The organism is Streptomyces sp. NPDC054047, from assembly GCF_055585065.1.
In genome coordinates, this window is sequence record NZ_JBVJKV010000004.1 from 569,811 (window position 1) to 591,916 (window position 22,106).

General features: G+C 69.7%; 17 protein-coding genes and 7 pseudogenes. 14 read left to right on the plus strand and 10 right to left on the minus strand.

From position 1 onward, the window contains the following. Nucleotides 1–143 precede the first annotated feature (143 nt). The 3 genes from ACZ6ZP_RS19375 to ACZ6ZP_RS19385 all read left to right on the plus strand — a co-directional run bounded on the left by ACZ6ZP_RS19375 (nt 144) and on the right by ACZ6ZP_RS19385 (nt 3,769). Nucleotides 144–1,316 carry a sensor histidine kinase gene (locus ACZ6ZP_RS19375; RefSeq protein ID WP_469407642.1) on the plus strand — a complete coding sequence of 391 codons (1,173 nt, stop codon included), beginning with the start codon at nt 144–146 and terminating at the stop codon, nt 1,314–1,316. Continuing rightward, complete coding sequence (locus ACZ6ZP_RS19380; protein WP_361470282.1) at nt 1,291–1,953, plus strand: response regulator transcription factor; 663 nt, start codon at nt 1,291–1,293, stop codon at nt 1,951–1,953. The genes ACZ6ZP_RS19375 and ACZ6ZP_RS19380 overlap by 26 nt, the downstream gene beginning before the upstream one ends. Nucleotides 1,954–2,272: 319 nt before the next feature. Further along, complete coding sequence (locus ACZ6ZP_RS19385; RefSeq protein WP_469407644.1) at nt 2,273–3,769, plus strand: HEAT repeat domain-containing protein; 1,497 nt, start codon at nt 2,273–2,275, stop codon at nt 3,767–3,769. A 446-nt stretch (nt 3,770–4,215) separates the two neighbouring features. Here ACZ6ZP_RS19385 and ACZ6ZP_RS19390 read toward each other — a convergent pair whose 3' ends face one another. The 4 genes and pseudogenes from ACZ6ZP_RS19390 to ACZ6ZP_RS19405 form a co-directional block, all read right to left on the minus strand. After that, complete coding sequence (locus ACZ6ZP_RS19390) at nt 4,216–4,815, minus strand: GOLPH3/VPS74 family protein (protein WP_361470278.1); 600 nt, start codon at nt 4,813–4,815, stop codon at nt 4,216–4,218. 310 nt (nt 4,816–5,125) lie between these two features. Continuing rightward, nucleotides 5,126–5,389, minus strand: a pseudogene (locus ACZ6ZP_RS19395) (transposase); the annotation flags it as partial. A 102-nt stretch (nt 5,390–5,491) separates the two neighbouring features. Further along, nucleotides 5,492–6,358 (minus strand): GNAT family N-acetyltransferase, encoded by an 867-nt coding sequence (locus tag ACZ6ZP_RS19400; protein ID WP_469407645.1) that lies wholly within the window; start codon nt 6,356–6,358, stop codon nt 5,492–5,494. 391 nt (nt 6,359–6,749) lie between these two features. Beyond that, entirely contained in the window at nt 6,750–7,121 is a 372-nt protein-coding gene (locus ACZ6ZP_RS19405) for a hypothetical protein (protein WP_351172898.1), read from the minus strand. A 662-nt stretch (nt 7,122–7,783) separates the two neighbouring features. On the opposite strand from ACZ6ZP_RS19405, the gene ACZ6ZP_RS19410 reads away from it, so the two are divergent. Further along, nucleotides 7,784–8,521, plus strand: a complete 738-nt coding sequence (locus ACZ6ZP_RS19410; RefSeq protein ID WP_469407646.1) for a dienelactone hydrolase family protein — start codon at nt 7,784–7,786, stop codon at nt 8,519–8,521. Between the two features lie 333 nt (nt 8,522–8,854). Further along, complete coding sequence (locus tag ACZ6ZP_RS19415; RefSeq protein WP_469407647.1) at nt 8,855–9,616, plus strand: DUF6193 family natural product biosynthesis protein; 762 nt, start codon at nt 8,855–8,857, stop codon at nt 9,614–9,616. A gap of 67 nt (nt 9,617–9,683) precedes the next feature. On the opposite strand, the pseudogene ACZ6ZP_RS19420 reads toward ACZ6ZP_RS19415, so the two are convergent. Continuing rightward, a pseudogene (locus tag ACZ6ZP_RS19420) lies at nt 9,684–9,875 on the minus strand (transposase); the annotation flags it as partial. 102 nt (nt 9,876–9,977) lie between these two features. Next, a complete protein-coding gene (locus tag ACZ6ZP_RS19425; RefSeq protein ID WP_468617229.1) occupies nt 9,978–10,505 on the minus strand; it encodes a DapH/DapD/GlmU-related protein in 528 nt (175 codons plus the stop codon). A 114-nt stretch (nt 10,506–10,619) separates the two neighbouring features. Here ACZ6ZP_RS19425 and ACZ6ZP_RS19430 point away from each other — a divergent pair, with 114 nt between their 5' ends. From ACZ6ZP_RS19430 to ACZ6ZP_RS19445, 4 genes and pseudogenes are all read left to right on the plus strand, one after another. Beyond that, a complete protein-coding gene (locus tag ACZ6ZP_RS19430; protein WP_469407648.1) occupies nt 10,620–11,549 on the plus strand; it encodes a LysR family transcriptional regulator in 930 nt (309 codons plus the stop codon). Nucleotides 11,550–11,609: 60 nt separating this feature from the next. Then, nucleotides 11,610–12,190: pseudogene (locus ACZ6ZP_RS19435) on the plus strand (XRE family transcriptional regulator); the annotation flags it as partial. Continuing rightward, a pseudogene (locus ACZ6ZP_RS19440) lies at nt 12,187–12,725 on the plus strand (GNAT family N-acetyltransferase). The pseudogenes ACZ6ZP_RS19435 and ACZ6ZP_RS19440, both read left to right, overlap by 4 nt. 255 nt (nt 12,726–12,980) lie before the next feature. Further along, nucleotides 12,981–13,892, plus strand: a complete 912-nt coding sequence (locus ACZ6ZP_RS19445) for a GNAT family N-acetyltransferase (protein ID WP_469407649.1) — start codon at nt 12,981–12,983, stop codon at nt 13,890–13,892. 663 nt (nt 13,893–14,555) lie between these two features. Here the strand turns inward: ACZ6ZP_RS19445 and ACZ6ZP_RS19450 are convergent. Further along, nucleotides 14,556–16,010, minus strand: a complete 1,455-nt coding sequence (locus ACZ6ZP_RS19450; RefSeq protein ID WP_366465209.1) for a multicopper oxidase family protein — start codon at nt 16,008–16,010, stop codon at nt 14,556–14,558. A gap of 244 nt (nt 16,011–16,254) precedes the next feature. Between ACZ6ZP_RS19450 and ACZ6ZP_RS19455 the strand changes: the two are divergent. Then, nucleotides 16,255–16,353, plus strand: a pseudogene (locus ACZ6ZP_RS19455) (fic family toxin-antitoxin system, toxin component); the annotation flags it as partial. Between the two features lie 110 nt (nt 16,354–16,463). Here ACZ6ZP_RS19455 and ACZ6ZP_RS19460 read toward each other — a convergent pair. Both ACZ6ZP_RS19460 and ACZ6ZP_RS19465 read right to left on the minus strand, forming a co-directional pair. Then, nucleotides 16,464–16,610, minus strand: a complete 147-nt coding sequence (locus tag ACZ6ZP_RS19460) for a hypothetical protein (RefSeq protein WP_399976792.1) — start codon at nt 16,608–16,610, stop codon at nt 16,464–16,466. An 86-nt stretch (nt 16,611–16,696) separates the two neighbouring features. Then, on the minus strand, nt 16,697–18,184 hold the full coding sequence (locus ACZ6ZP_RS19465) for a M4 family metallopeptidase (protein ID WP_469407651.1): 1,488 nt from the start codon (nt 18,182–18,184) through the stop codon (nt 16,697–16,699). Between the two features lie 321 nt (nt 18,185–18,505). Between ACZ6ZP_RS19465 and ACZ6ZP_RS19470 the strand changes: the two genes are divergently transcribed. The 4 genes and pseudogenes from ACZ6ZP_RS19470 to ACZ6ZP_RS19485 all read left to right on the plus strand — a co-directional run. Then, nucleotides 18,506–19,708 (plus strand): NAD(P)/FAD-dependent oxidoreductase, encoded by a 1,203-nt coding sequence (locus ACZ6ZP_RS19470; RefSeq protein WP_469407653.1) that lies wholly within the window; start codon nt 18,506–18,508, stop codon nt 19,706–19,708. A 33-nt stretch (nt 19,709–19,741) separates the two neighbouring features. Continuing rightward, nucleotides 19,742–20,641 (plus strand): RNA polymerase sigma-70 factor, encoded by a 900-nt coding sequence (locus tag ACZ6ZP_RS19475; protein ID WP_469407654.1) that lies wholly within the window; start codon nt 19,742–19,744, stop codon nt 20,639–20,641. A 234-nt stretch (nt 20,642–20,875) separates the two neighbouring features. After that, nucleotides 20,876–21,214, plus strand: coding sequence for a hypothetical protein (locus ACZ6ZP_RS19480; protein ID WP_399976804.1), 339 nt, complete (start codon nt 20,876–20,878; stop codon nt 21,212–21,214). 292 nt (nt 21,215–21,506) lie between these two features. Next, nucleotides 21,507–21,795 (plus strand): annotated as a pseudogene (locus ACZ6ZP_RS19485) (molybdopterin-dependent oxidoreductase); the annotation flags it as partial. Here ACZ6ZP_RS19485 and ACZ6ZP_RS19490 read toward each other — a convergent pair. Beyond that, nucleotides 21,750–21,896, minus strand: a pseudogene (locus ACZ6ZP_RS19490) (NAD(P)-binding protein); the annotation flags it as partial. The pseudogenes ACZ6ZP_RS19485 and ACZ6ZP_RS19490 sit on opposite strands and share 46 nt — an antisense overlap. Between the last annotated feature and the right edge of the window lie 210 nt (nt 21,897–22,106).

Sequence of the window (22,106 nt, forward strand, 5' to 3'; positions counted from 1 at the left end):
GTACGGCCGCCGATGCCGAGGCTCGTCGCCACGGCGCTGTGCGGCATCGGCCCGCGGGCCGCGGATCCGTCGGCCCCAAGTCGGAGTGACGACCCGTCCTTTCGGCCGATGCGCGGCACGCCGCGGTCCCTAGGCTGAGAACCGTGCTCCGAGACGACCTGCGAACCCTGTGGACCGAACCCCGGCCGCCCGAGGCGCCCGTCCGGGTGCGGCGGGACTGGGCGCTGCTCGCCGCGGGCCTTGCTGGTGTGGCGCTGGAGGTCACCCTGCGCGAGAACGTCGTGTGGCGGCCGGTGGCGGTGGTGTTCGCCGTATGGCTGTGCCTGCTGCCCCTGTGGCGCCGGACCCGCCCGCTGGCGATGGTGACGCTGGCGTTCGGCTCGGTGATCCTGCTTCAGATGGCCTCGCTCGTCGCCGCACCGCGCGAGCCCGTCGGCCTGTACACCGGCGCGGTCGTGCTCGTGCTGGTGTACGCGCTGCCCCGGTGGGGATCGGGACGCGAGATCGTGCTGGGCGGCGCGGTGATCCTCGCGGCCGGCGCGCTGTGTTCCGTCACGGACGAGACCCCGGTCGTCGAAAACGTTGTGGGCTTCGTCTTCCTGCTGCTGCCCGGCGTGGTCGGGGCTGCCGTGCGGTTCCGTGTGACCGCTCGCGAGCGGCAGGTGGAGCAGGTGCGCTCCCGCGAGCGCGAACAGCTCGCCCGGGAACTGCACGACACGGTGGCCCACCACGTGTCGGCCATGGTGATCATCGCCCAGGCGGGCCGGGTGCTCGCGGGCATCGACCCGTCCGCCGCCGTCGAGGCGCTGGAGGGGGTCGAGGAGGAAGGGGCGCGCACGCTGGAGGAAATGCGCGCCATGGTCGCCGCGCTGCGCGACCGCGGGGTCGGCGCCGAGCTGGCGCCGCCTGCCGGAGTCGCGGATCTGGAGCGCCTGGTGCGCACCCCGGGTGGTCGCCTCAGGGTCGACCTGGGGCTCGACGGCGAACTGGACGCGCTGCCCCCGGCCGTGGACGCGGCCGTCTACCGCATCGTGCAGGAGTCGGTGACCAACGCGCTGCGCCATGCGGTCGACGCGACCGAGGTCGTCGTCCGGGTCGCCGCGGAACGGCACACGGTATGGGTGAGCGTGCGCGACAACGGCCGGCGCACCGGCCGGGGCCGCGACGGATACGGACTTACCGGACTGCGCGAGCGCGCGACGCTGCTCGGCGGCACACTACGAGCCGGCCCGGGTACCGACCGGGGCTGGCATGTCGACGCCGAACTGCCGAGAGCGAGGAACGAGAGCGGTGTCCATTCGCGTCCTCGTCGCTGACGACCAGACGATCATCCGCACCGGGTTGCGGATCATGCTGAACGCCCAGCCCGGCATCGAGGTGGTCGGCGAGGCCGCCGACGGGCAGGAAGCGGTACGTCAGGCCCGCGAACTACGCCCCGACGTCTGCCTGTTCGACATCCGCATGCCCGTACTCGACGGGCTCGAGGCCACCCGGCTGATCGCCGGCCCGGGCGTCGCCGACCCGCTGGCCGTGGTCGTCATCACCACGTTCGACCTCGACGAGTACGTCTACGGCTCACTGCGTGCCGGCGCCCGCGGATTCCTCCTCAAGGACACGGGACCGGACCTTCTGGCGCAGGCCGTACGGTCGGCGTCCGACGGTGAGGCGCTCATCGCGCCCAGCGTCACCGTCCGTCTGCTCCAGACATTCGCGGACCTGCCCGCCGGCCGACCCGCGGCCCAGCCGGTCTCCCCCGTCACCGCCCGCGAGGAGCAGGTGCTCCTCGCCGTCGCCCGTGGGCTGACCAACACCGAGATCGCCGATGCACTGCACATCAGCCTCAGCACGGTGAAGACGCATCTGGCCAGCCTGATGGCCAAACTCGGCGCCCGCAACCGGGTCGAGATCGCGATGTGGGCCTACGAAACGCGCCGTATCCTCCCCGGAACCTGAGCCGGGGCCGGGCCATGTCCCATGAGCCCCCGCCCGGACATCAGTGCAACGGTCGGCTCGCGTCGGCTCCACGTGCCTCACCCGCCCCAGAGCGTGACGTACCAAGAGGCCGGAGCCGGGACGGTGAGACACCCGATACGACAGGACTCCGGACAGCTACATCGCCAGTCTCCACCTGCACGCCTCGATGATCTGGATCAAAGACCTCACCAGGACCACCCGATGGGCACGACTCAGTACGCGGCCTGGACGAATGACATAGGCGTCCGTCTCGGGGCAACCTCCCCCCGCTTCGGCAGTCTTACTTCCCGGGGTGCACATGACGACAGAGCATCAGATTGCCTTCTTCCTGAGGGAACTGGAGACGGGCGACACCTGGCGACGGGCGGCAGCGGCGAAGGGGCTGGGCAAACTCGGCGACACCGAGCACGCCGCGGTGCTCGTCCGGGCAGCCGCCGACCCCGCGCCCGAGGTGCGAGAAGGCGCGGCGGTGGGCCTGGGCAGGCTGGGGGTTGTTGCGGCCGGGGCAAAGACCCTGCCCGCGCTGATGGACGACGACGATCCGTGGGTGCGCAGGAAGGCCTCTCTGGCCTCTCTCCGGCTGGGGCTGCGCGATCGCGAGGTCGTGGACGCCTATGGGCGACTGCTCAGCGATCCGGACCATCACCTGCGGATCAACGCCTTGGAGGGTCTGCGGGAGCTGGGCGTGCCCGGTGATGTCCCCGCGCTCGTCCGGCTGCTGGGCGATCCGGCACATGGCATCTGGGGTCTGGCGTGGCACATCGTCCACGAGCGCGAGAAGGACCCGGACGTGGAGGCGGAACTGGTCCGTACGGCCCAGTGGGGTGAGGAAGCCGCCCGCGTGCGCGCCCTGTGGATGCTGCCGGACCAGCACGTCGACCGGCTGCTGCTGTCACTGCTGAGAGATCTGACGGACGACCCTTCTGCCGAGGTGCGCTCCGCCGTGGCCTTCCGATTGACGCGCGTGGACCGCCCAGAGGCGCAGGACGCGCTGTTCGCTGCCCTGGAGGCGGAGCCGGCCCCGGAGATGGTGTCACGACTGCTGTTCTGGCTCAGGCGATCGGGTGATGAACGGCTGCTGGGCCCGGCCTCGCGCTGGCTGAGCGACGAGCGAGCCGGGCCGCAGGCCGCCGGCGCCCTGGGGGCCGTCGGCGGCAAGGCCGCCACGAAGCTCCTCCGGGCTGTCCTCACCGACCCGACCACGGCCGCCAGCACGCTTGCGGCAGCAGCAACGGCCTACGGCGAGGTGGGGAGATGGGACGCCGTGTGGCTGCTGCTCCCTCTACTGGAGCATCCCGCGTCCGAGGTGTACGAAGGTGCGCTGCGCGGCCTGGACGCCATGGCGTCCACCGGGTTCCGGCCGTGGGAACGCGCGGCCGTCGCCCGGGCGCTGGTGGCCCGTCTCGGCGTCGACCCCGCCCTGGCCGGGGTGGCAGCAAGAGTCCTCAAGGGCCTGGTGGAAGCCCTGCCTGGCCTGCGGGAACTGGTGGACCGGACCACCTCCGCCTATGTCCGAGCCGAAGTGCTGTCGCTCCTGGACCCGCACAATGCGACGGACGCCGACACCCCGCACGATCTGCCGCTCTTCGTACGGCACTTGGACGACGAACATGCGTGGGTGCGCCAGGCCGCCGCGGAGGGGGTCGCCCACTGGGTGGAGGAGGGGGGCACGCTCCCCCCGGGCCAGGAACGGCTGCGCGAGCGGCTCACGGCCCTGGACTTGGACCCATTCGACTACGTGCGCGAGGCGGCGGCCAAAGCGCTGCGTGCCCTGGACGCGGGCCGGAACAACTGACGAGGCAGGGGTGACGGCGGCAACACCGGCGACACCCCCACCTCTCACTCCGCAACCGCCCAGCTCGGCACGGTCTCGGGCGCGGGCTCGTCCAGCGCCGGCCACAGCGCACCAGGCCAGGGGCCGCTCCAGCCAGGGCACTTGGCCTGCGTGCTGATCGAGTCGTTCCGGTGGGGGAGTGGGTGCGCGAGACCCCGGTCGACGAGGTCGAAGACCTGGTGGGAGCGGCGGCCGACCGCCGACGTTCGACAAGATCGACTACCGAGAGCGGCGCCACGCGGTCGAATGCGGAGTTCGCCGGGGCACACCCCCAGTTTCCAGGTGCAGGCCGCGCGACCCTGACCGGAACTGGACCACGGACACGCTGTAGGCGCCCGCCCGACGGTCGTGCGATCGCGGCGCCGTCGCCGTTCGGACTCGACCGCGCCCCGGAAGGCGGGTTCGGCTCACGGTCCGCGCCAGAGGTTGGCGAAGGCGGCGTTCTCGATGGTCCGCCTCTGGCGTACGGCCTCCAGTTCCATCACCGCGTCGTGGACGGCGGCCAGAACGGTCGTCACCGCCTCGTCATCGAGGCCGGGCTCCTCGTCGGATCGATCGTCGTCGATGCCCGCGGCCGAGGCGAGGGCGGCCAGGACTGGTTCCTTCTCTTTCCAGCGGTCGGCTGCACGGCGGCTGGCGGGTGTGTCGACCGGTTCCAAGCGTTCCGAGCCGAAGGGCAGTCGGCCGCTGCGCTGCGGCTTCAGCTCACCGTTCTCCTCCAGGGCGGCCTGGTACGCGGCCGAGAGGTCTCGGCCCCGTCGCCACAGCCAGTCCTCGATCTGCTCAAAGGGCGCCTGCCGAGTGAGCCCTGCCGCGGCCTCGCCCATCAACCGGTCGTCCAGCGTCGGCTGTTCACCCGGCACGATGCGGTCGCCGTCCACGGCGACCGCCCCCGCACCGATGAGATCGATCAGCTCGGCTCCCGCCAGTGCCAGGGACAGGTCGCCCTGTCCCACGGAATGCTTCAGGTCCATGGCGACGATGAACAGGTCTTTTGCCGTGGTCATGAACGGCTCCCCTCGGAGACATCGACCGGGGTGCGTCCCCGCCGACCGGGCCCGCGTCCGCGGACGGTCCAGCGGCGGGGCAACTGCCACCTCAGTATCGCCCCGCCCGGGAGGGGCAGAGGCTTTTGGCAAGGCGGCGGAAGTTTCCGCGGCGAGGTCAGGACGGCGGGTCCTGGCCATGCTGGGATGGCCGATCCGCTTCGTCCGCCTGTCCCTCAAGCGGCTGCGAACGGTCGACGAGGACGGGGTCATCAGGTGCGTGGCGTCTCCGCACGTGTCCTGCCGCATGGCGGACACACTTCCATCAGCGATTATCCGCTGCCGCCAGGACCTGCGTGAGGCTCCGATCCCAGGTCCCATCTGCCGTCCACCGGCACAGCCGCTCATGGCAGGTCTTCCGCGGCCCATACCGCTCCGGCAGATCCCGCCACGGCGCACCCGTGCGTACCTTCCACAAGAGCTCGTCGATGACCTGGCGGTGATCCCGCCACCGCCCACGACGCCCATTGGAGCGCGGCAACAGCGGCATGATCCGCGCCCAGGCCGCACCGGTCAATTCACCACGACGAATGATCCGACCAGCATCGAACCCCGCCCTACCCCATGTCCTCAAAGGGCGTTCGGGCCCAGCCAGGGTCAGCGACGCGGCCTGTCCGACACCGCCGCCTGATCATTTTCAGGCGGCTCGGCTGACGTCCAGCCGTTCGGACGACGGCTGGTATCCCGCCGCCTTGTAGGTGGCGACGGCGGCAGTGTTCGAGCTCTCTGCGCTGACGAGTGCGCTTGACGCACCCATTTCACGCAGCGCCGCCGCAGCGGCGACGCTGATCGCCGTCCCGTAGCCGTGACCGCGATGGTCGGCGTGCACGCCCATCGGCTCCAGCAGACCGGGCTTGCCGGGCCCGGCCGACCAGACCGTCGCCGCGGCCACCGCGTTGTCCTGGTCGTCGTAGCCGATCAGACAGCGGGCGTCGGCATAGACCGGCCCGGCCGCGAGGACGTGCCAGACCTCCTCGGTGAACTTCTGGCCGCCGAATGCCGAGCGGTGCACTGCGGTCCGCACCCCCGCCGTCTCCGGACCGACCACCTCGACGCGCAGGCCGGAGTCCTTCACCGGCTCGGCGAGGTCGCGGCGCAGCGGCGTCCACGGCTCGTCCAGAATCCAGCCCGCCTCCAAGAGGACCTCGCGGAGCAGGGCGCCGTTGGGGAGTTCCAGGCCGACCTTCCCGGGCGGCAGGACCCCGCGCTCCGGATCATCGAGGTCCGCCAGCAGCTGGCGCGCCAGCTCACTGTCCTGTCGCAGATCCGGCGCGGTCGTCAGGCGCAGCACATCAGGGCCGTCCAGGAATCCGACGGCAACGATCCGCCCGTCCACGCTCCAGGTACGGACCTCCGCGGCCAGCTTCTCTGCACCCAGCGCCCAGGCCCAGCCGAGGTCTCCCGGATGGAGTTGCAGCGGCGTACGGTCGTCCTGCCATTCCCGGAGGGCATCCACGGCCCCGGTCAACCCGTCAACACCCGGCTCGTTCAAAACGATCGTCATGGCCCGCATCTCACACCGTCGCGGCGACCGGCCGCACCTGGTTTTACTCAGCCAGCCAGATCGACAGGACACGTCCAAGGAGCCATACCGGCTCCGGAGGCGGCCACGAACCCACTTCAGGCCTTACACGGAAGGCAATGGGCGAGCCAGTACAGGACGGCGTCCCCCCTCGGCCCCTGCACGGTTCGCGTCGGGCGCGCGGATATATACCCGGTGGCGCGCCGCTGGGCACCTGGAGGCCGACGGGCAGTCGGACCTCATGCCAGTCCTCCCGCTCACCCGGGCCGAGCGGTGGCCCTCCGCCCCCACGCCTTCGCCGCGCCCCAGCCGAACTGTGGGCCCGCTGGTACGAGCACCACCGCCGGCCACCGGCCTGACCCGGGGGGCGCCCTCAGGCAGGGACGAAGACGTCCTCGTCGGCCCCGTCGAGGATGAACCCGTTGTCGAAGCGGACCCGCACGCTCACGCGAGGCGCCCGTTCCTGGAAGGCGGTCCACGCGGGTTCCAGGGAGCCGACCTTGTCTTCGAGCTGTCTTCTGCTCTCCGTGGGCATCTCGCGCCCGAAGGAGTCGAGCAGCGACTTGAGCCGCTCGTACTCGCGCACGTCGTCGCTCTCGTCCTGCTGGCCGATCACCTGCTCGACGGTCCCGCCGATGCCCGCCGCCAGGGTCAGGAACCCGACGACGACCCCCGACACCTCGGCCGAATCGGACAGCCGGGTGTCCGCTGCCAGCACCACACGCTGGCCTGCCTTCAGAGTCATCTGCTCCCCTTTTCCCCTGCGTCTTCCCCTGCGTCGGCTACGTCAGCGCGGTGCAGGAACGCCTCGACGAGGCGGTCGGTGAAATGCGTCCAGCTTAGGTTCATGGCGCCCACCAACAGCCTCGAGGTCCTCTGCGTCGCCTCCGCCCTTGACCGGAAGTACCGGCATGCCGAGCAGGACGAGGCGACCAGCAGACGGATCCGGGCGGCGTGACCCCAGGGTCCCGCGCCCCCACTGCAACTTGACTCGGGCAGCCCGCCCTGCCCCGCCACCGTCGTCACGTTCGGCACGTCCTTCGGTGTCTCCGCGCTCCATGGCGCCGCCGCGGTGCGCGACACCGGGAGGGGCGTGTGGTCAGTACGGAACTGAGCGCCGCCAAGGCCGCGGCAGCCCGCCTGACGTCCGCCGAGACGGGGCCTGACGACCTGTTCGCCGTCCTCGAATGAGGCGCCCGCGTTACCTCGCCGCAGCCGCCGGCTCTGCAGACTTCGTCCTCTGGGCAGGCTCAGTACCGGCATCGCGCCGCCCACCGTGGCGCCGGAGACGGCTCTAAGTGACGGTTCTTGTAAGCCCTCGCCGTCTTTCAGGGAGACGCCCGCGCTGCTCTGCCAGCGGCAGAACAGCGGCCGGACCGAACTCGACGATCACTACAGTCCAGTCTCATGAAGACGATTACGAAGCGTACGGTCGAGTACCCGGCCGACGGTCTGACGATGATCGGGCACCTCGCGCTCCCGGCCGGTGTCGACCGCCGACCCGCGGTGCTGATCGGACCGGAGGGCACAGGGCTCAGCGACGTCGAGCGCCGCCGGGCCGATGCTCTCGCCGAGCTGGGATACATAGCGCTGGCCTTCGACCTTCACGGCGGGCGCTACTTGAGCGACCCCGAGGAGATGCTGGCCCGTTGCATGCCACTGCTCGCTGATCCCGACCGGATGCGGAACATCGGTCATGCAGCGCTCGACGTGTTGCGCACCGAACCGCGGACCGACCCCGACCGGATCGCCGCCGTCGGCTACGGCACCGGGGGCGCCATCGGGCTGGAACTCGGGCGCGACGGCGTCAACCTGCGCGCGATCGGCACAGTCAACGCACTGACCACGGGCCGACCGGGCGAGGCGGCGCGCATTCGCTGCCCGGTGTGGGCCGGGGTCGGGTCGGAAGACCCGATCATGCCGCCCGCGCAACGGAAGGCGTTCACCGCCGAGATGCAGGCCGCGGGCGTCGACTGGCGACTGGCGGTCTACGGCGGCGCCTTGCACGCCTTCCACCACCCGCCGGTCGACCACCCCACGGTCCCCGGCGTGGGCTACCACCCGCAGCACGCGCAGCGAGCCTGGCGCGACGTCGTCGATCTGCTCGCCGAGTGCCTGCCCGTGACGGAGGACCTGGGGGCATGACCCAGGCGAACATCCCGGCCCCCGGCTTGGTCGGCGTCCTGCACTGATCCGGCCGAGCGCGAGGCGGTCCTGAACGACGCGATGGACGGCATCGTCGCGTCCATCGCGATGCCGCTCCCGTCGGACCTGTGACGCCTCAAGCAGCGTGGACGGGTTCGGCAGATCGGGGCAGGGATGCGTTGGCTGGACGGCGGGTCGGGTGAGTCTGCGGGTCATGAGCGTGTCGATGAGTTTCAGCAACACCTCAGGAGGGCCGCCGATCCCGTGACGCAGTGCGCTTGCTCCCGGGCTTCGGAGAGGTCACACCTCCACCCCACGACCTACCGTATGCGCATGAAGGAACGTTCAAGCGAAGTGCCGACCGACCTCTATCCAGAGTTGGCTGAGCCGGGTGGCTTGGGAGAAGCGTTGGCTCGCGAAGCGGCTCGCCACGGGCACGCTGTCGGCCCCATGGAACCCGTTGAGGGGTTCGCCCCAGCGGTAGCCGCATGCCGTGTTCGGGGAAAGGCGCGGTTCGCGGTATACGCGACCAACGACGACGAACGCGAGTTCCGCATCGAGATCTCCGCGGACTCCGGATGGCTCTGGGGCGCCTTCGGCAGCACCGATAGCCTCGCGGTGGTGGCCGCCATCCTGCACGAATGGTGTGAGGGCGCATCGATCGGTCAGCTGCGCCGCGAGTGGACGCTCCTCGCGGATGACCCGCTGAAGGCGGCACCGCCTGGAAGGGTCGTGGCGACCGCCTGGCGACTGACCTTGGAACGCTCGCAAGTGATCAGGCTGGGCGACACCGAACTTGCCGAGGCGCTTTATGCGCAGCCGGCCCTGCGCGCCTTCTTCCCGTGGCCGTCGCACGGCCATTTCAGCCTGCTCAGCAGCACCGCTGATCCGTTCCACAACGAGCTTCCGCGCGTGATTCCGACGATAGACGGGCTGTGGGACGTGGTTGCAGAGGGATCTGCGCAGACACCGTCACGTGTGCTCGGTGCCCGCCTCAGCGCCAGCGAGGCCGCAGCGCTGGTGGCGGCGAACATTCCCGCAGGCAGCGGCCCGGCCATCGAGGGAGGTTGGCCGAAGCGCGAGAGCACCGCCTGACCTACGATCGACGGATTTCGCCGCCCGGTTCGCCGCCATCTCGTCGGTGGCCCCCCGGGAGGCCGTGGCGTTCTGTAGTCCCGTCGGCGGCCCAGCGGCGGTGGCGGGCCCACACGGTCTCCCAAGATCCCAACCTGGCTGGGAGGTCGCGCCAGGGAAGACCGGTGCGGCACCGGTGGACGATCGCCTCCGCAATGCGGCGGTGATCGGCCCACGACCTGCCACGACGACCGGCACTGGAGGGCGGCAGCAGCCGAATGCGGTCCCACCGGTCGGTTAGCTGGTCAGCCGGACGTGACGAGGCATCAGGATCAGACCGCAGAGGTGCAGTGCACCCGGCTCGGCAGCGCGGCGGCCCGGCTCAGCCGATCGTCTTGATCACCCGGGCGGGCACCCCCGCGACCACGGTGCCGGCAGGAACATCACGAGTGACCACCGCACCGGCAGCGACCACCGCCCCGGCACCGATGGTCACTCCCTGCGTGATCACGACAGCCGTCCCGATCCAGACGTCGTCCTCGATGACGATCGGGGCGAAGGAGAGGTACTCGCGGCGCTCGGCCAGGGGCAGTGGATGGCCTCCGGTGATGAGGCTGACCTTCGGCGCGATCATGACACCGTTGCCGATACGGATGCCTCCCTTGTCCATGAAGGTGCATCCCTGGTTGACGAAGACGTTCTCCCCGAACGTCGTGTGCAGCCCGCACTCGGTGAAGAACGGCGGGTAGATCATCACCGACTCTGGCAGCGGCCCGCCGAACACAACGGAAAGTAGTTCCTGACGCCCTTCGCTGTCGCTGAACGGAAGTACGTTCAGTCGAGACGTCGCATCGGTCACCTCCACGATCCGTTCCACATGACGGGCGAACTCGGGTGTCTGGACATACATGACCTGCTCTGTACGGGTAGACATGCGCTGATCCCACCACCGCGCAGGACACTCGATCAAACAACCCTGCACCACACCAGACACAACCAGAAGTTGTGGAAGTAGGGTGGAAGCGTGGATATTGAAGGGCTGCGGACGTTCGTGGCCGTCGCCGAGACCGGCCAGTTCCAGGCTGCGGCCGACGAACTGGGGATCAGCCAGCAGGCGGTCTCCAAGCGGGTCGCGGCCCTGGAGAGACACATCGAGGTCACGCTCCTGGTGCGGACCTCCCGAGGCTCCCGACTGAGCCTGGACGGACAGGTCTTCCTGCCGCACGCCAAGAAGGTCCTGGCGGCCATCGAGCAGGCCGAGCAGGCCGTGCGCCCCGGCAGCCGTCCCTTGCGCGTCGATGTCCTTAACCGGCGCATCTCCCCAGCCCAGGCTGTGTACCGGTTCTACCGCGCCCACCCCGAGACGGACCTGGACGCGGTCACGCTGAGCGAGGAGAACGCCACCCAGGCCGCCCAGGCGGTGCTCGAAGGGACCGTCGACGCGTCCTTCCGTGCCCTGCCGGCAGACCAGATCCCGGCCGGGATCAGCACCGAACGGCTCCTGGACGCACCCCTGGAGCTCCTGGTCGGCCCCGGCCATTCGCTGGCCGGGGCGCCCTGGGTCCGTCCTGCGGACCTGGCCGGCCACCGGATCTGGATTCCAGGGATCAGGCCGGGCACCGAGTGGGCGGCGTTCTACCAGGCGCTGTCCGAGCGCTTCGGCCTGAGCATCGACGCGCTCGGCCCCAACTTCGGTGACGAGGCCCTGATGGACGCACTGGCCGACTCGGGTTCGCTGGCCACCCTCGTGGGCAGCGGAGACCGGTACCTGTGGCCCCAGACCCACGACCTGCGGCGCATCCCGTTGCACGAGCCGACTCCGGTCTACCCGCACGTGCTGCTGTTCCGCGACGGAGACCAGCACCCCGTGCTGACCGCGCTACGCGAGTATCTGCGCACTGCGGGCCCGCGAACCCCGCACGACGTGTGGGTGCCGGACTGGGTAGACCGCTGACCAGACGACCGAATTGCCCAGCCAAGGGCGCCGGATGCTCGCCCAGCCGGACGACGGCCAAGACTCGCCGACGCCTTCGCCGCCAACGACGCCGCCCGCGGCCTGTACATCACACGCCGCGACCCTCTGTTCGCCTCCCTCGGCATGGCCCGGCAGATGGCCATCTAGGGCGTCGCCCAGGAGCGCAACGGCCTGCGCCGGGCGTACGACCAGGCCCACGACGCCATGGACCACGCCGACCCGGGCGCCTACCGCCCCGGGCGCCTACCGCCCCGTGTGGCTGCTCGCCTTCTACGACGAAGCCGACCTGCACTCCCTGGCGCGCTCTCGGCCCACCTTTCGCTCGGCGACTACCCACCGCCGAATACCATGCGCACCGATGCCTGGCCGCTCTGCGGCCCTACATGCTCCGCTCCCGGGCGATCACCGCCAGCCGCCTCGCCCACGCCCAGCTAGCCCAGGCAGATGCCGACGCCGCCACGGTCACCGCGATGTCGGTGCCGAAGGACGCGGCTACCCACCATGCGCGTGTATCGAGGATGCTGCAGGAGTTCGGGACTGCACTGCGCGCCACCGCGCCGGCCAGCTCCACCGCGCCCACCTGGACCGAGCGCACTGCCGCTTGGAGAGCCGCGATATGACCACGGCCCCCATCGACCTCCGCACGTTCACCGCGCTCGAGGCCGCCCGCGGCGACCTGCTCGACGTGTACGCCGAGGTGCGTCCCCCGCTGCTGCACCTGCCCAACTACGCGGCCACCGTGTTCGGTGAGCGCCTGGACCGGGGCAAGGCACCGATCCCGGCTTCGTGGCCGCCCTCGCCTATGCGGAGGGCCAGCCGGTCGGCTAGGCCTACGGCAACACCATCGAGCACGGCGACCGGGACTGGCAGCGCATCAGTCCGGCGCCGGCGGCGGAGTACACCGAGCGTCGGGCCGTGGCGTTGAAAGATATCGGGGTGAGCCTCGCATGGCGGGGCACGGGGAACGCGCGGCGCATCCACGATGCCCTGCTCGCCAGCCGTGACGAGCCTTACGTGACGCTCATGGTCAGCAAGGCGGCCGGTGACGGGAAGGTTCACGCGCTGCACCGGTCGTGGGGATACAAGGACATCGGGCAGAGTCAGCCGTCAGCGGCCTCACCGGTTTTCACGGCGATGATCCGTCCCGCTCGCTAGTTGAGCGCACGGCGCAGTGTCGTCAGGGCGTCGACGTCGGAGCGCGCGCGGGATCTCCACATACGCCTGGTTATTCGCAGGACGGACCCACCGGTGTTCAGGTACCGTATGACTCCGGACCACGCCGCGTGAGACGAACGGAAGGAGGCGAGTGCCGTGCATTTCTCAACCATCCAGCGCTCCCTCCCCGTTAGCCCGGTGTGGCACCTCTGATCCGACCGGGAGCGCTCTGCCGTACGCATCCCGGAGGAACCCATGACCGATACGGTCATTCGCGCGCTCGACGAGAGCGACGCCCATCTGTTCGACGCACACCCCGACCCGTTGAACGCTCGTGCCGCGCACCAGCGGACCACGCATCGTCCCCACTGGAAGCGGGTGGCCCTGCGCGACGGCGTCGTCGTCGCCCGCGGCGCCTGGTGGGGCGGTCCCGATGACGAGGAACCCATCAACCTCAACTGGTTCGACGTCGCCGAGGGCGAGGTCGAGGCGGGGGCCGAACTCCTGCGCTCCGCCCCGTGGCGGGTCGAACTCGAGCTCAACCTGCCCGGCGACTGGCGCGAGGACCCCGCCCTGGCCGCGGCCGCCGAGACTCGCTTCGCCGCCGCCCGGGCCGCAGGCTACGAACTCCTGGTGGAACGCTTCCTGTACCGCTGGACCCCGGAACTCGGGCTGCCGGAGCGACCCGGTCGCCTCGTCTTCGGCCCCGAGCCCGACGACTCGGTCTTCTTCGACGCGCTGCGCCGCATCCACGCGGCCACGCTGGACGCCCACGCGCTGAAGGCCATCGAGGAGGGCGGCCTCGACCAGGCCGCGCGGCAAGAACTGGAATTCTTCCACTGGTGCCCCTCCCCGCGGGAATGGTGGCAGCTCGCCCGCACCCCGGAAGGCGAAATGGCCGGCATCCACATCCCGGCGCACAACCCCTCCGGACCGACCGTCGGGTTCATCGGCGTCCTGCCGGAGCACCGCGGCCATGGTTACGCCTACGACCTCCTCGCCGAGTGCACCCACTTCCTGGTGAACCAGGGCGCGGAGGCCGTCACCGGTGCCACGGACCGGGGCAACTTCCCCATGGCCGCGAACTTCACCAAGGCCGGTTTCCCCGTGGTGCGCGAACGCATCAACTTCCACCCCGTTGCCCGGACCACCTCCAGTGCCCGCTGACATCACCGGCTGACACCAGCAGTGGCTGTCGTGGGCCATCACTGGCGAACCCGCACGGCAGCCGCAGTCCTGTCGATCGTGAGGGCGGTTCTGGTCGAACAGGTTGCCTGGGCAGGTGATTTCGGCTGGTTGGGCGCATGAAGGCAGGGCCTCCGGTGCAGCACGAGGGTTGCGAAGCCAATTCGTCTGCCCCGGAGGTCCTGTTGTCGCAGTTCTACGCCGTCTGTGTCGTGGTGCGCTGCTGCGGGGTGTCTCCCGGCTGTTCCTGGCGCCGTTCCGACCACCGGGACGTCGAACCAGCTCCGGCTACGCCGGCGAGGGGTACAGCCATCCCGCACCATCCGGGCCGAGCCCGACAGACGTTGCTGCGATGCGGGCCACGGCTCGGGAGTACGACGGTCCGATCGCACTCCTCGTTTACGCTCCCGGCGGGGCGGACCCCTTCTCCGGCCTGATCACCCGGCGTCGACGATGGGGACGCGTTCACAAGCAAGGCAGCAACGGTCCGTCCGCCCCCACCGAGATTCGAGGCGCTGGGGTCACTACCCGAAGGGGCAGGCGCTCGCGCCTGCCCCTTCCGCCTGCTGCCCCAGCGCCGCCCGTACGTGGCGCCCCAGGCCGGGCCGACCGGTCGATCCTGATCAGGATGTTCGCCACGCCATGTCAGTTCTTCACTTCCATCTGCCCCATCATGCCCATGGTCAGGTGACCCATCAGGTGACAGTGGTACATGAACCTGCCGGTGTAGTCGGTGAACTTGATCTTCACTCGGGCCTTCTTGCCCGGCATCACCGTGATGGTGTCCTTCAGCCCGGCCTCGCTCGGCCCGGGTGCCTGACCGTCCCGGTCCACCACCAGGAAGTGCTCAAGGTGCGTGTGGAGGGAATGCGGGATGCCGAACCTGGTGTCCGTGTTCTCGATCGTCCAGATCTCCGTGTCACCGATCTTGGGCCTCAGATCCACCCGGTTGACGTCGAAATGCTTGTTGTTGATCAGGTGGTGACCCGAGGCCGGGTCGAAGGACATGACGAAGTTGCGCTCCACGGTGGCCTTGCCCAAGTCAGGGGCGGGACGCAGCACATCGGGAACCCGGCTCGGGTCCTCGGCGTCGCGCACCACGTCGAACCGCATGATCTCGGGGGGCTCGCCGGGAAAGGCGATCAGGTTGCGCAACACGATCTTCGAGCCGACCGGGAAGCGAGAGAAGTCGATCACGACCTCCTGGCGCTCGGCCGGCCAGATCTCCACCGCTTTGGTCGGTACCGGGGCCGGCAGCAGACCGCCGTCGGAGGAGATGTGCGTCATCTCGTGGCCTTCCTCCCCCAACTGGAGCAGGAAGGCACGCTCGTTGGCGGTGTTGGTCAGCCGGAACCGGTACTTGCGGGCCGCCACCTTGAAGAACGGGCGCGGGGTGCCGTTCACCAGGATGGTCGGCCGGTCCCTGAAGTCTTCCAGGTCGTAGACGAGTGTTCCGTCGGCCGCGAACTTGGCGTCCCGCAGATACAGCGGGACGTCGTACCGGCCCTTGGGAAGCGGGAGCCGCTCCTCGAACTCGTCGGTCAGCACATAGCCGGCGGCGACACCCCGGTAGATGTTCTCTGCGTGCGCCTCGTGCGAGTGGTCGTGGATCCACATCGTCGACGCCTGCTGCGTATTGGGGTAGATGAACGCCCGGCTCATGCCCGGCGCGTTCTCGTCGTGGGGGTGGCCGTCGTACCGGGCCGGCACGTGTCCGCCGTGCAGGTGCATGGAGAACGGCACATCCAGCTCGTTGACCTGCTGAATGACCACCGGGCGCCCCCGGGTGGCCCGGATGACGGGGGTCAGCTCCCCGTTGAAGGTGCGCATCTTGGTGGTGGTCCCGGGCAGGATGGTGGTCTCCACCTCGCGCGTCGCCAGCCGGTAGTAGTCGTACTCCGTGAACCCGGCGATGGGACGGCCCTTGGTACGGGCCGGGCGCAGCGCGCGGGGCACCCGCAGCGGCACACGGAACATCGGCTCGGCCGCGACCGCCTTGGACGCCGTCCCCGTCGTATTGACAGCCAGCGCGGCGCCGGATCCGGCCACCACAAGTCCCGTGGCAGCTCCCGCCTTGAATATCTGTCTGCGCGTCAGCACCGTGTCTCCTCCGCCCGGCCGCCGAAGCCGCCGCCTGTCTCCCCATGCGTTTCTGTACACCGCATTCACCCGGAGTGCGCTCGGCGCTTGCTAGAGCGACGGTGCAGCCGATGACGGGGTCCTCCCAGACGAGAGGGGAGCGGTGAAGTACGCCGCTTCGACGGCCAAGTTGATGTGCGCCGGTGCTGGAAACGACGGAGAGAAGAAGAACTGCATCGGTATCCCGCCGCCTACCCGTCTGCCACCCGTCCACGACGACCCCTACGCGCGCGCCGCAGCGCTGGTGCACGTCCTGGGCCGCTGCCGCTGGCTAGAGCGCTCGAACCTCGCCGTCGCGGCCGCCTGCCCATAGAGCAGGCCCAGGAGCGACTTCGGCATGAACTGAGCCCTGGACAACAACCTCTCGCCGAACTGGCCTTGGACGAGGTGTGGCTGAGGTTCGTGCGCTTCGGCTCACAACGCTTCGACACCGTGAACACACCCGACGCAGATGGCCTGCTCTGCCAGTACGGGACCCACGCCTTCGATGGCCCGCCCGTCTTCACGCTGGACTTTGCCCGGCAGTTCGAGGTCAACGACACTTCCGGCCTGCATGATCATTACATCCAGCTCCACTGCGAACTTCGGTACGAACCCGTCCGTCAACTTCGGGCGCTGGGGCACTTCGAGTCCTGCACTGCCGCCCGTCAGGCACCGTCGATGCCGATGGGAACGCCCACAGCGTCCCAGGCGGCGAGGGTGGCGCGGTGTTCTTCGCTGCCCTCGCTGTAGCGGGCGATGGCGGCCCTGGTGGTGAGGCGGGCCCAGTCGGCGAAGAGGGGGAGCTCGCCGACTTCGCCCGAGGTGAGCGCGTCCCACCAGATGCGGCCGGCACGCTCCCAGGCGTTGCCGCCCAGGGCTGCGGCAACGAGATAGAAGGCTCGATTTGGAATGCCGCCATTGAGGTGGACACCGCCGTTGTCGCGCTCGGTGTGGACATAGTTCCGCATGTGGTCCGGCTGGGGGTCCCGGCCCAGTACATCGTTGTCGTATGCCGTGCCTGGCGCCTTGAGCGAACGAAGACCGACGCCGTGGAGTGAGGGCGCGAGCAGCCCGGCACCCACTACCCAGTCGGCTTCGTCCACACTCTGCCCACGTGCGTATTGTTTGGTCAGCGAGGCGAAGACATCGCGGATGGAGATATTGAGGGCTCCGCTCTCTCCGCCGAAGGAGATCGCCGATACCTCCGGAACTCCCGGCCAGACCTCGCTCGCAATCACCTCAGGGCACTGGGTGAAGCGGCTGAAAATCTCCTCGTCGCCGTCCCCGAGGACGAGATACTCCCCGTTCCAGTAGGCGTTGTTGTAGCGCCTGTCGTGGTGCACGACGGCCGCCAGCGGCAAGTTCGACCCCGTGATCGAGTCCCGGCCGAGAACCTCCGCCATGAACGTAGAGGCGGCGACAAGGCCGTCGTACGCCTCGTCCACCGCGGCGTCGCCGGTGGGCGGTTGCCCGGTGTAGCGAGCAGCTCGCAGGCGGTGGTGGGACTCGCCGCCTGCGGCATCGAAAACAATGTGCTGGGCGACCTTCTCGACGCCCGGAAGGATCTCCAGCGCGCCGTCTCGCAGGACCACGCCGGGCCCTTCGTAGACCAGGTCCATGGCCATATCCCCGGTCAGCCGCTCCAGCAACGGCAGAGAGACGACGCCGGAGACCAGCATCGGCACAGTGCGGCTGTCCGTGAGGCGCCCACCTTCGAGGCGGCGTGTCCACGCCTGGACCTGGTCTTTGGATACCTGCGCGATCGCACCGATCTCCTCGATGGCGGCGGCGACCCGCCGGGCTTCCTCAGCCAGCCACCGCTCACGGGTCTCGGCCGCCAGCGTGTCGTCCGCGATGTACGGCACCAGTTCCAGCGCCTCGTACCCGCGGTGCACCGTCTCGAACGATCGCCCGTCACGCCGCCGCGCCAGCACCGCACCGTGGCCGTCCCACGCCGTCCGCGACAGCGTCGGCTCCGCCCAGTGCCCGGTTCGACAGAAGTACGCCACAGCTGCGCTGTCGCGCGTCAGCTCCGCATAGATCAACCGGGCCGCCGTACGCAGATGGGCCCGCGCCCGGAGCCACGCCGCGCCACCGGTGGCCAGGCCACCGCCCACCGTACCGATGACCGCTGCCAGTAGAGCACTGTCCATCCCCGCAGGATCCGGGGCGCCGCTGGCTCCGGCAATCGCCCTCCGGACGTATTTCTCCCGCACCCTCCCGCACCCTCTCGCGCCCTTCCGGGCCGCTCGGGACGTGATGCGTAGGGGTGCGGGATCAGAGCTTGAGGATCACGAGCAAGACGGCGAGAAGCCCACGCCGCACGGATCGCGGACAGTGCCCAGTGGCACGGGAGTTGGGACGAAGGCCGTCCGTAGGCCACGCAGGAAAAGTGAACTGGATCACATGCTGTCACAGGGGGCGCGCCGGTGGTGTCTTGAGGTCGACCCGCTCGAAACGAGGGAGACATCATCATGGTGGAGAACATCGATGTGGTTGTGCTGGGCGGCGGGTACGCCGGCGTCATGGCGGCCAATCGCCTGACGCAGCGTGACGGCGTGCGGGTGACGCTGATCAACCCGCGCCCCACCTTCGTCCACCGGGTCCGGCTCCACCAGATGGTGGGCGGGACCGACGCCGCTGTCGTCGACTTCCAGGAGGTCCTGGCGGAGGAAGTGCGGCTGGTGGTCGACAGCGTGACGCGGATTGACGCGGCCGGGCGCGGTGTGGAACTGGTGAGCGGTGGTGCGGTCGGCTACGAGTACCTGGTCTATGCGGTGGGCAGCGGGAGCGCCGATCCGCAGGTGCCTGGGGCGGCCGAGTTCGCCTACCCGATCGCCGCTCTGGAGGAGGCGCAGCGGTTGCTGCCGGTCCTCGATGCCACGCCCGCATCGGCCGCGGTGACGGTCGTCGGGGCCGGTCCGACAGGCATCGAGACCGCCGCTGAGCTGGCGGAGCAGGACCGCAGCGTGACCTTGGTCTGCGGTGGGGTGCTCGGTCCGTACTTGCATCGGCGGGGGAGGCGGTCGGTGGCCGGGCGGCTGGCGGCGCTCGGGGTGAGGGTGGTGCAAGGCCCCGACGCAAAGGTGACGGCGGTGACGCGTGACGCGGTGCGACTCGCTGACGGTCGGGAGCTGCCCAGCGCGCTGACCATCTGGACCGCAGGCTTCGGCGTGCCGGACCTGGCCTCCCGCAGTGGGCTGAGTACCGACGTGCAGGGCCGCCTGCTCACGGACGAGACGTTGACGAGCGTGGACGACGACCGCATTGTCGCGGCCGGAGACTCGGCGGCGCCGTCGGGTCTGCCGTTGCGGATGAGCTGTCAGACGGCGATGCCGCTGGGCGCGCGGGCCGCCGACACGGTGCTCAGCCGGTTGGCGGGGGAACAGCCCGAGACCCTCAACCAGTCGTTCGGAGCGCAGTGCATCAGCCTGGGCCGGCGCACGGGCATCTTCCAGTTCGGCAACAGGTCCGACGTCGCGGTGTGGTTGCACATCGACGGTCGCCTCGGCGCGAAAATGAAGGAAGGCGTGTGCAAGGGCATCGTGAGGCATCTGGCGGAAGAGGCGCACAAGCCCGGCGGGTACAAGCTGCACCGCATGAAGGGAGGCGCAGGACGCCGCGAGGCGCTGGAGGCCGCACGCGCCGAGGCACCGGCCAGTGAACGGATTTGCTAGGTCCGATGCGGCCGGGGGAGAGATGATCCAGACATGAGTGATGATCACACTGTCGACCGGGCGACCGAGACCTTCGTCGCCCACCGCAGCCTGCTGTTCACCGTCGCCTACGAGATGCTCGGTTCGGCGGCCGATGCCGAGGACGTCCTGCAGGAGACCTGGCTGCGGTGGGTGGCGGTCGACCTCGAGCAGGTGCGTGACCAGCGCGCGTACCTCGTCCGGATCACGACCCGGCAGGCGCTCAACCGGCTGCGCACGATGTCGCGGCGCAAGGAGTCCTACGTGGGCCCTTGGCTGCCGGAGCCGCTGCTGACCACGCCGGACGTGGCCGAGGACGTCGAACTCGCCGAGAGCGTGTCGATGGCGGTGATGCTGGTCCTGGAGACGTTGTCACCGACCGAGCGGGCCGTCTTCGTACTGCGCGAGGTCTTCGACGTCGACTACGACGAGATCGCGGCGGCAGTCGACAAGACCCCGGCAGCCGTCCGCCAGATCGCACACCGTGCCCGCCGGCACGTGGACGCCCGGCGCCCACGCGCCGTGGTGTCCCAGCGCCAGACGCGGGCGGCGGTCGAGTCGTTCGTGCGGGCACTGGAAGGTGGGGACCTGCAGGGGTTGCTTGACGTACTCGCGCCTGACGTCGTCTATATGGGCGACGGCGGCGGCGTGAAGCACGCTGCGCTGCGGCCGATCGCCGGCGCCGACAAGGTGGCCCGCCTGCTGGTCGGCGGCCTCGGAAAGAACACGATCCCGATCTCGTTCTTGCCCACCATGGTCAACGGCAGCCCGGCGCTGTCGCTCCACCTGGACGGTGAGCTGGACAGCATCATCGCGGCCCACGTAGAGGCGGGCCGCATCACCGGCCTGTACGTCGTCCGCAACCCGGAGAAGCTGTCCCGCATCGCATCCGAGACCCTGCTCACCCTGCGATGAACGCCCCATGGCATGCCGGCGACTTGAACATCAGGCGCAGCACTGGACCTCCTACGGTTCACCTCGCCTGAAACCACAGCGCCCGTCAAAGGGCGGTGAGTGACTCGATGGCCGTTCGGGGGAGACCGCCGGCCACGGCGGTAGCGGTAGCGGTCGGCAAGTTGATGTGGGCGTGGCCGAGGTCCTGCGCAAAGAAGCAGCAACGCGTTCTGACTCTAGAGAAAGATCACCGGCATGGAGATCCTGCGGTATGTGTTCCTTGTCTTCCACCTCTTCGGGTTCGCCGCGCTGATGGGCGGAGTCTTCTTCCAACTGAGAGGGAAGGACCCGGTGGCCAGCGGGTACATGGTGAGCAGCGCGGTCGTCCAGCTGGTCACCGGCGCGGGACTCGTCTGGACCCGAATATCCCTGGACGTACCGGTAGTTGGCGCGAAGATGGCAGTGAAGCTGGCCCTGGATGTCTTGGTGGCAGTGACCGCGCTGATCGGCATGCGCAACAAGCGGCCGTGGGCCTTCTACGCTGTTGGGGCGTACAGCGCGGCCGCGGCCGTGGTGGCCGTCGCGTGGAAGTAGTGTCCCAGCGGGCGGCTGTGGGAAGACATGCAATCGGGGCCCCACACAGGGATTTCCCGCAGGGGCCCGATCTGGGCATGTTGCCTTGGCAGATGGCGATGCCCTTATCTCGAAATGGTGTTCACGTCCGCTGACAGCGCGGCCGGGCGCGGCCGAGCCCGCAACGTCCCCTTGCCTCGATTCCCTGCCCCGGATCGGCTGCCGCTCCGGCCACTACGCTCGGCGCCTGCCGACCTGTGCGGTGCTCCACCCGCATGCCTTGCTTCGGAGTGCTAGAGGTCTCGGGCACCGGGTGTCGCGCTCGCTGGACGGGATGCCCTTCGGCACGCCCGTCGACGACGTGATGGACGGCCGGGACGCGCTGCTTCCGGTCGGCATGAACGGGCGACCCCCTGCCGTTCGAGCACGGCTTCCCCCTCCGCATGGTCGTCCCCGGCCGCTACGGCGGCCGGGCGCGCCGCGCGCCCATCAAGACGCAGTCCCGGATCGACACCCCGAAGCCGTTCGGCCGGCCCCGGGCCGGCAGGTCATGGTCGCCGGGGTCGACCCGGTGGGCCGAGCCGTCCGGCGCCGTCAGGGTGTGGGCGTGGCCGCCGAGCGGTTCCTCGGCCTCGTCCAGCGTGGCGTGACGCGCGCGGCTCAGGATGTGCGCGGCGGTGAGCCCGGCCACCCCGCCGATCATCGCCGTACGCCCCGGTCGGCGCCCCTACCCCCGGGCGGGTGTGTCAGCGCCTCTCCTCCCAGCCGATTCGCGGTCGATCGCGGACGCGGTCCCACTGGTGTTCCGGAGCGGAGGAGGAGTGCGGACTGCTCTGATCGCCCGCGGGTCCGAGGCGGCCAGGGGAATCCCCTATACGCCTCCCGATGCGAGCGGCCCCGGCCCCCTCCTAAT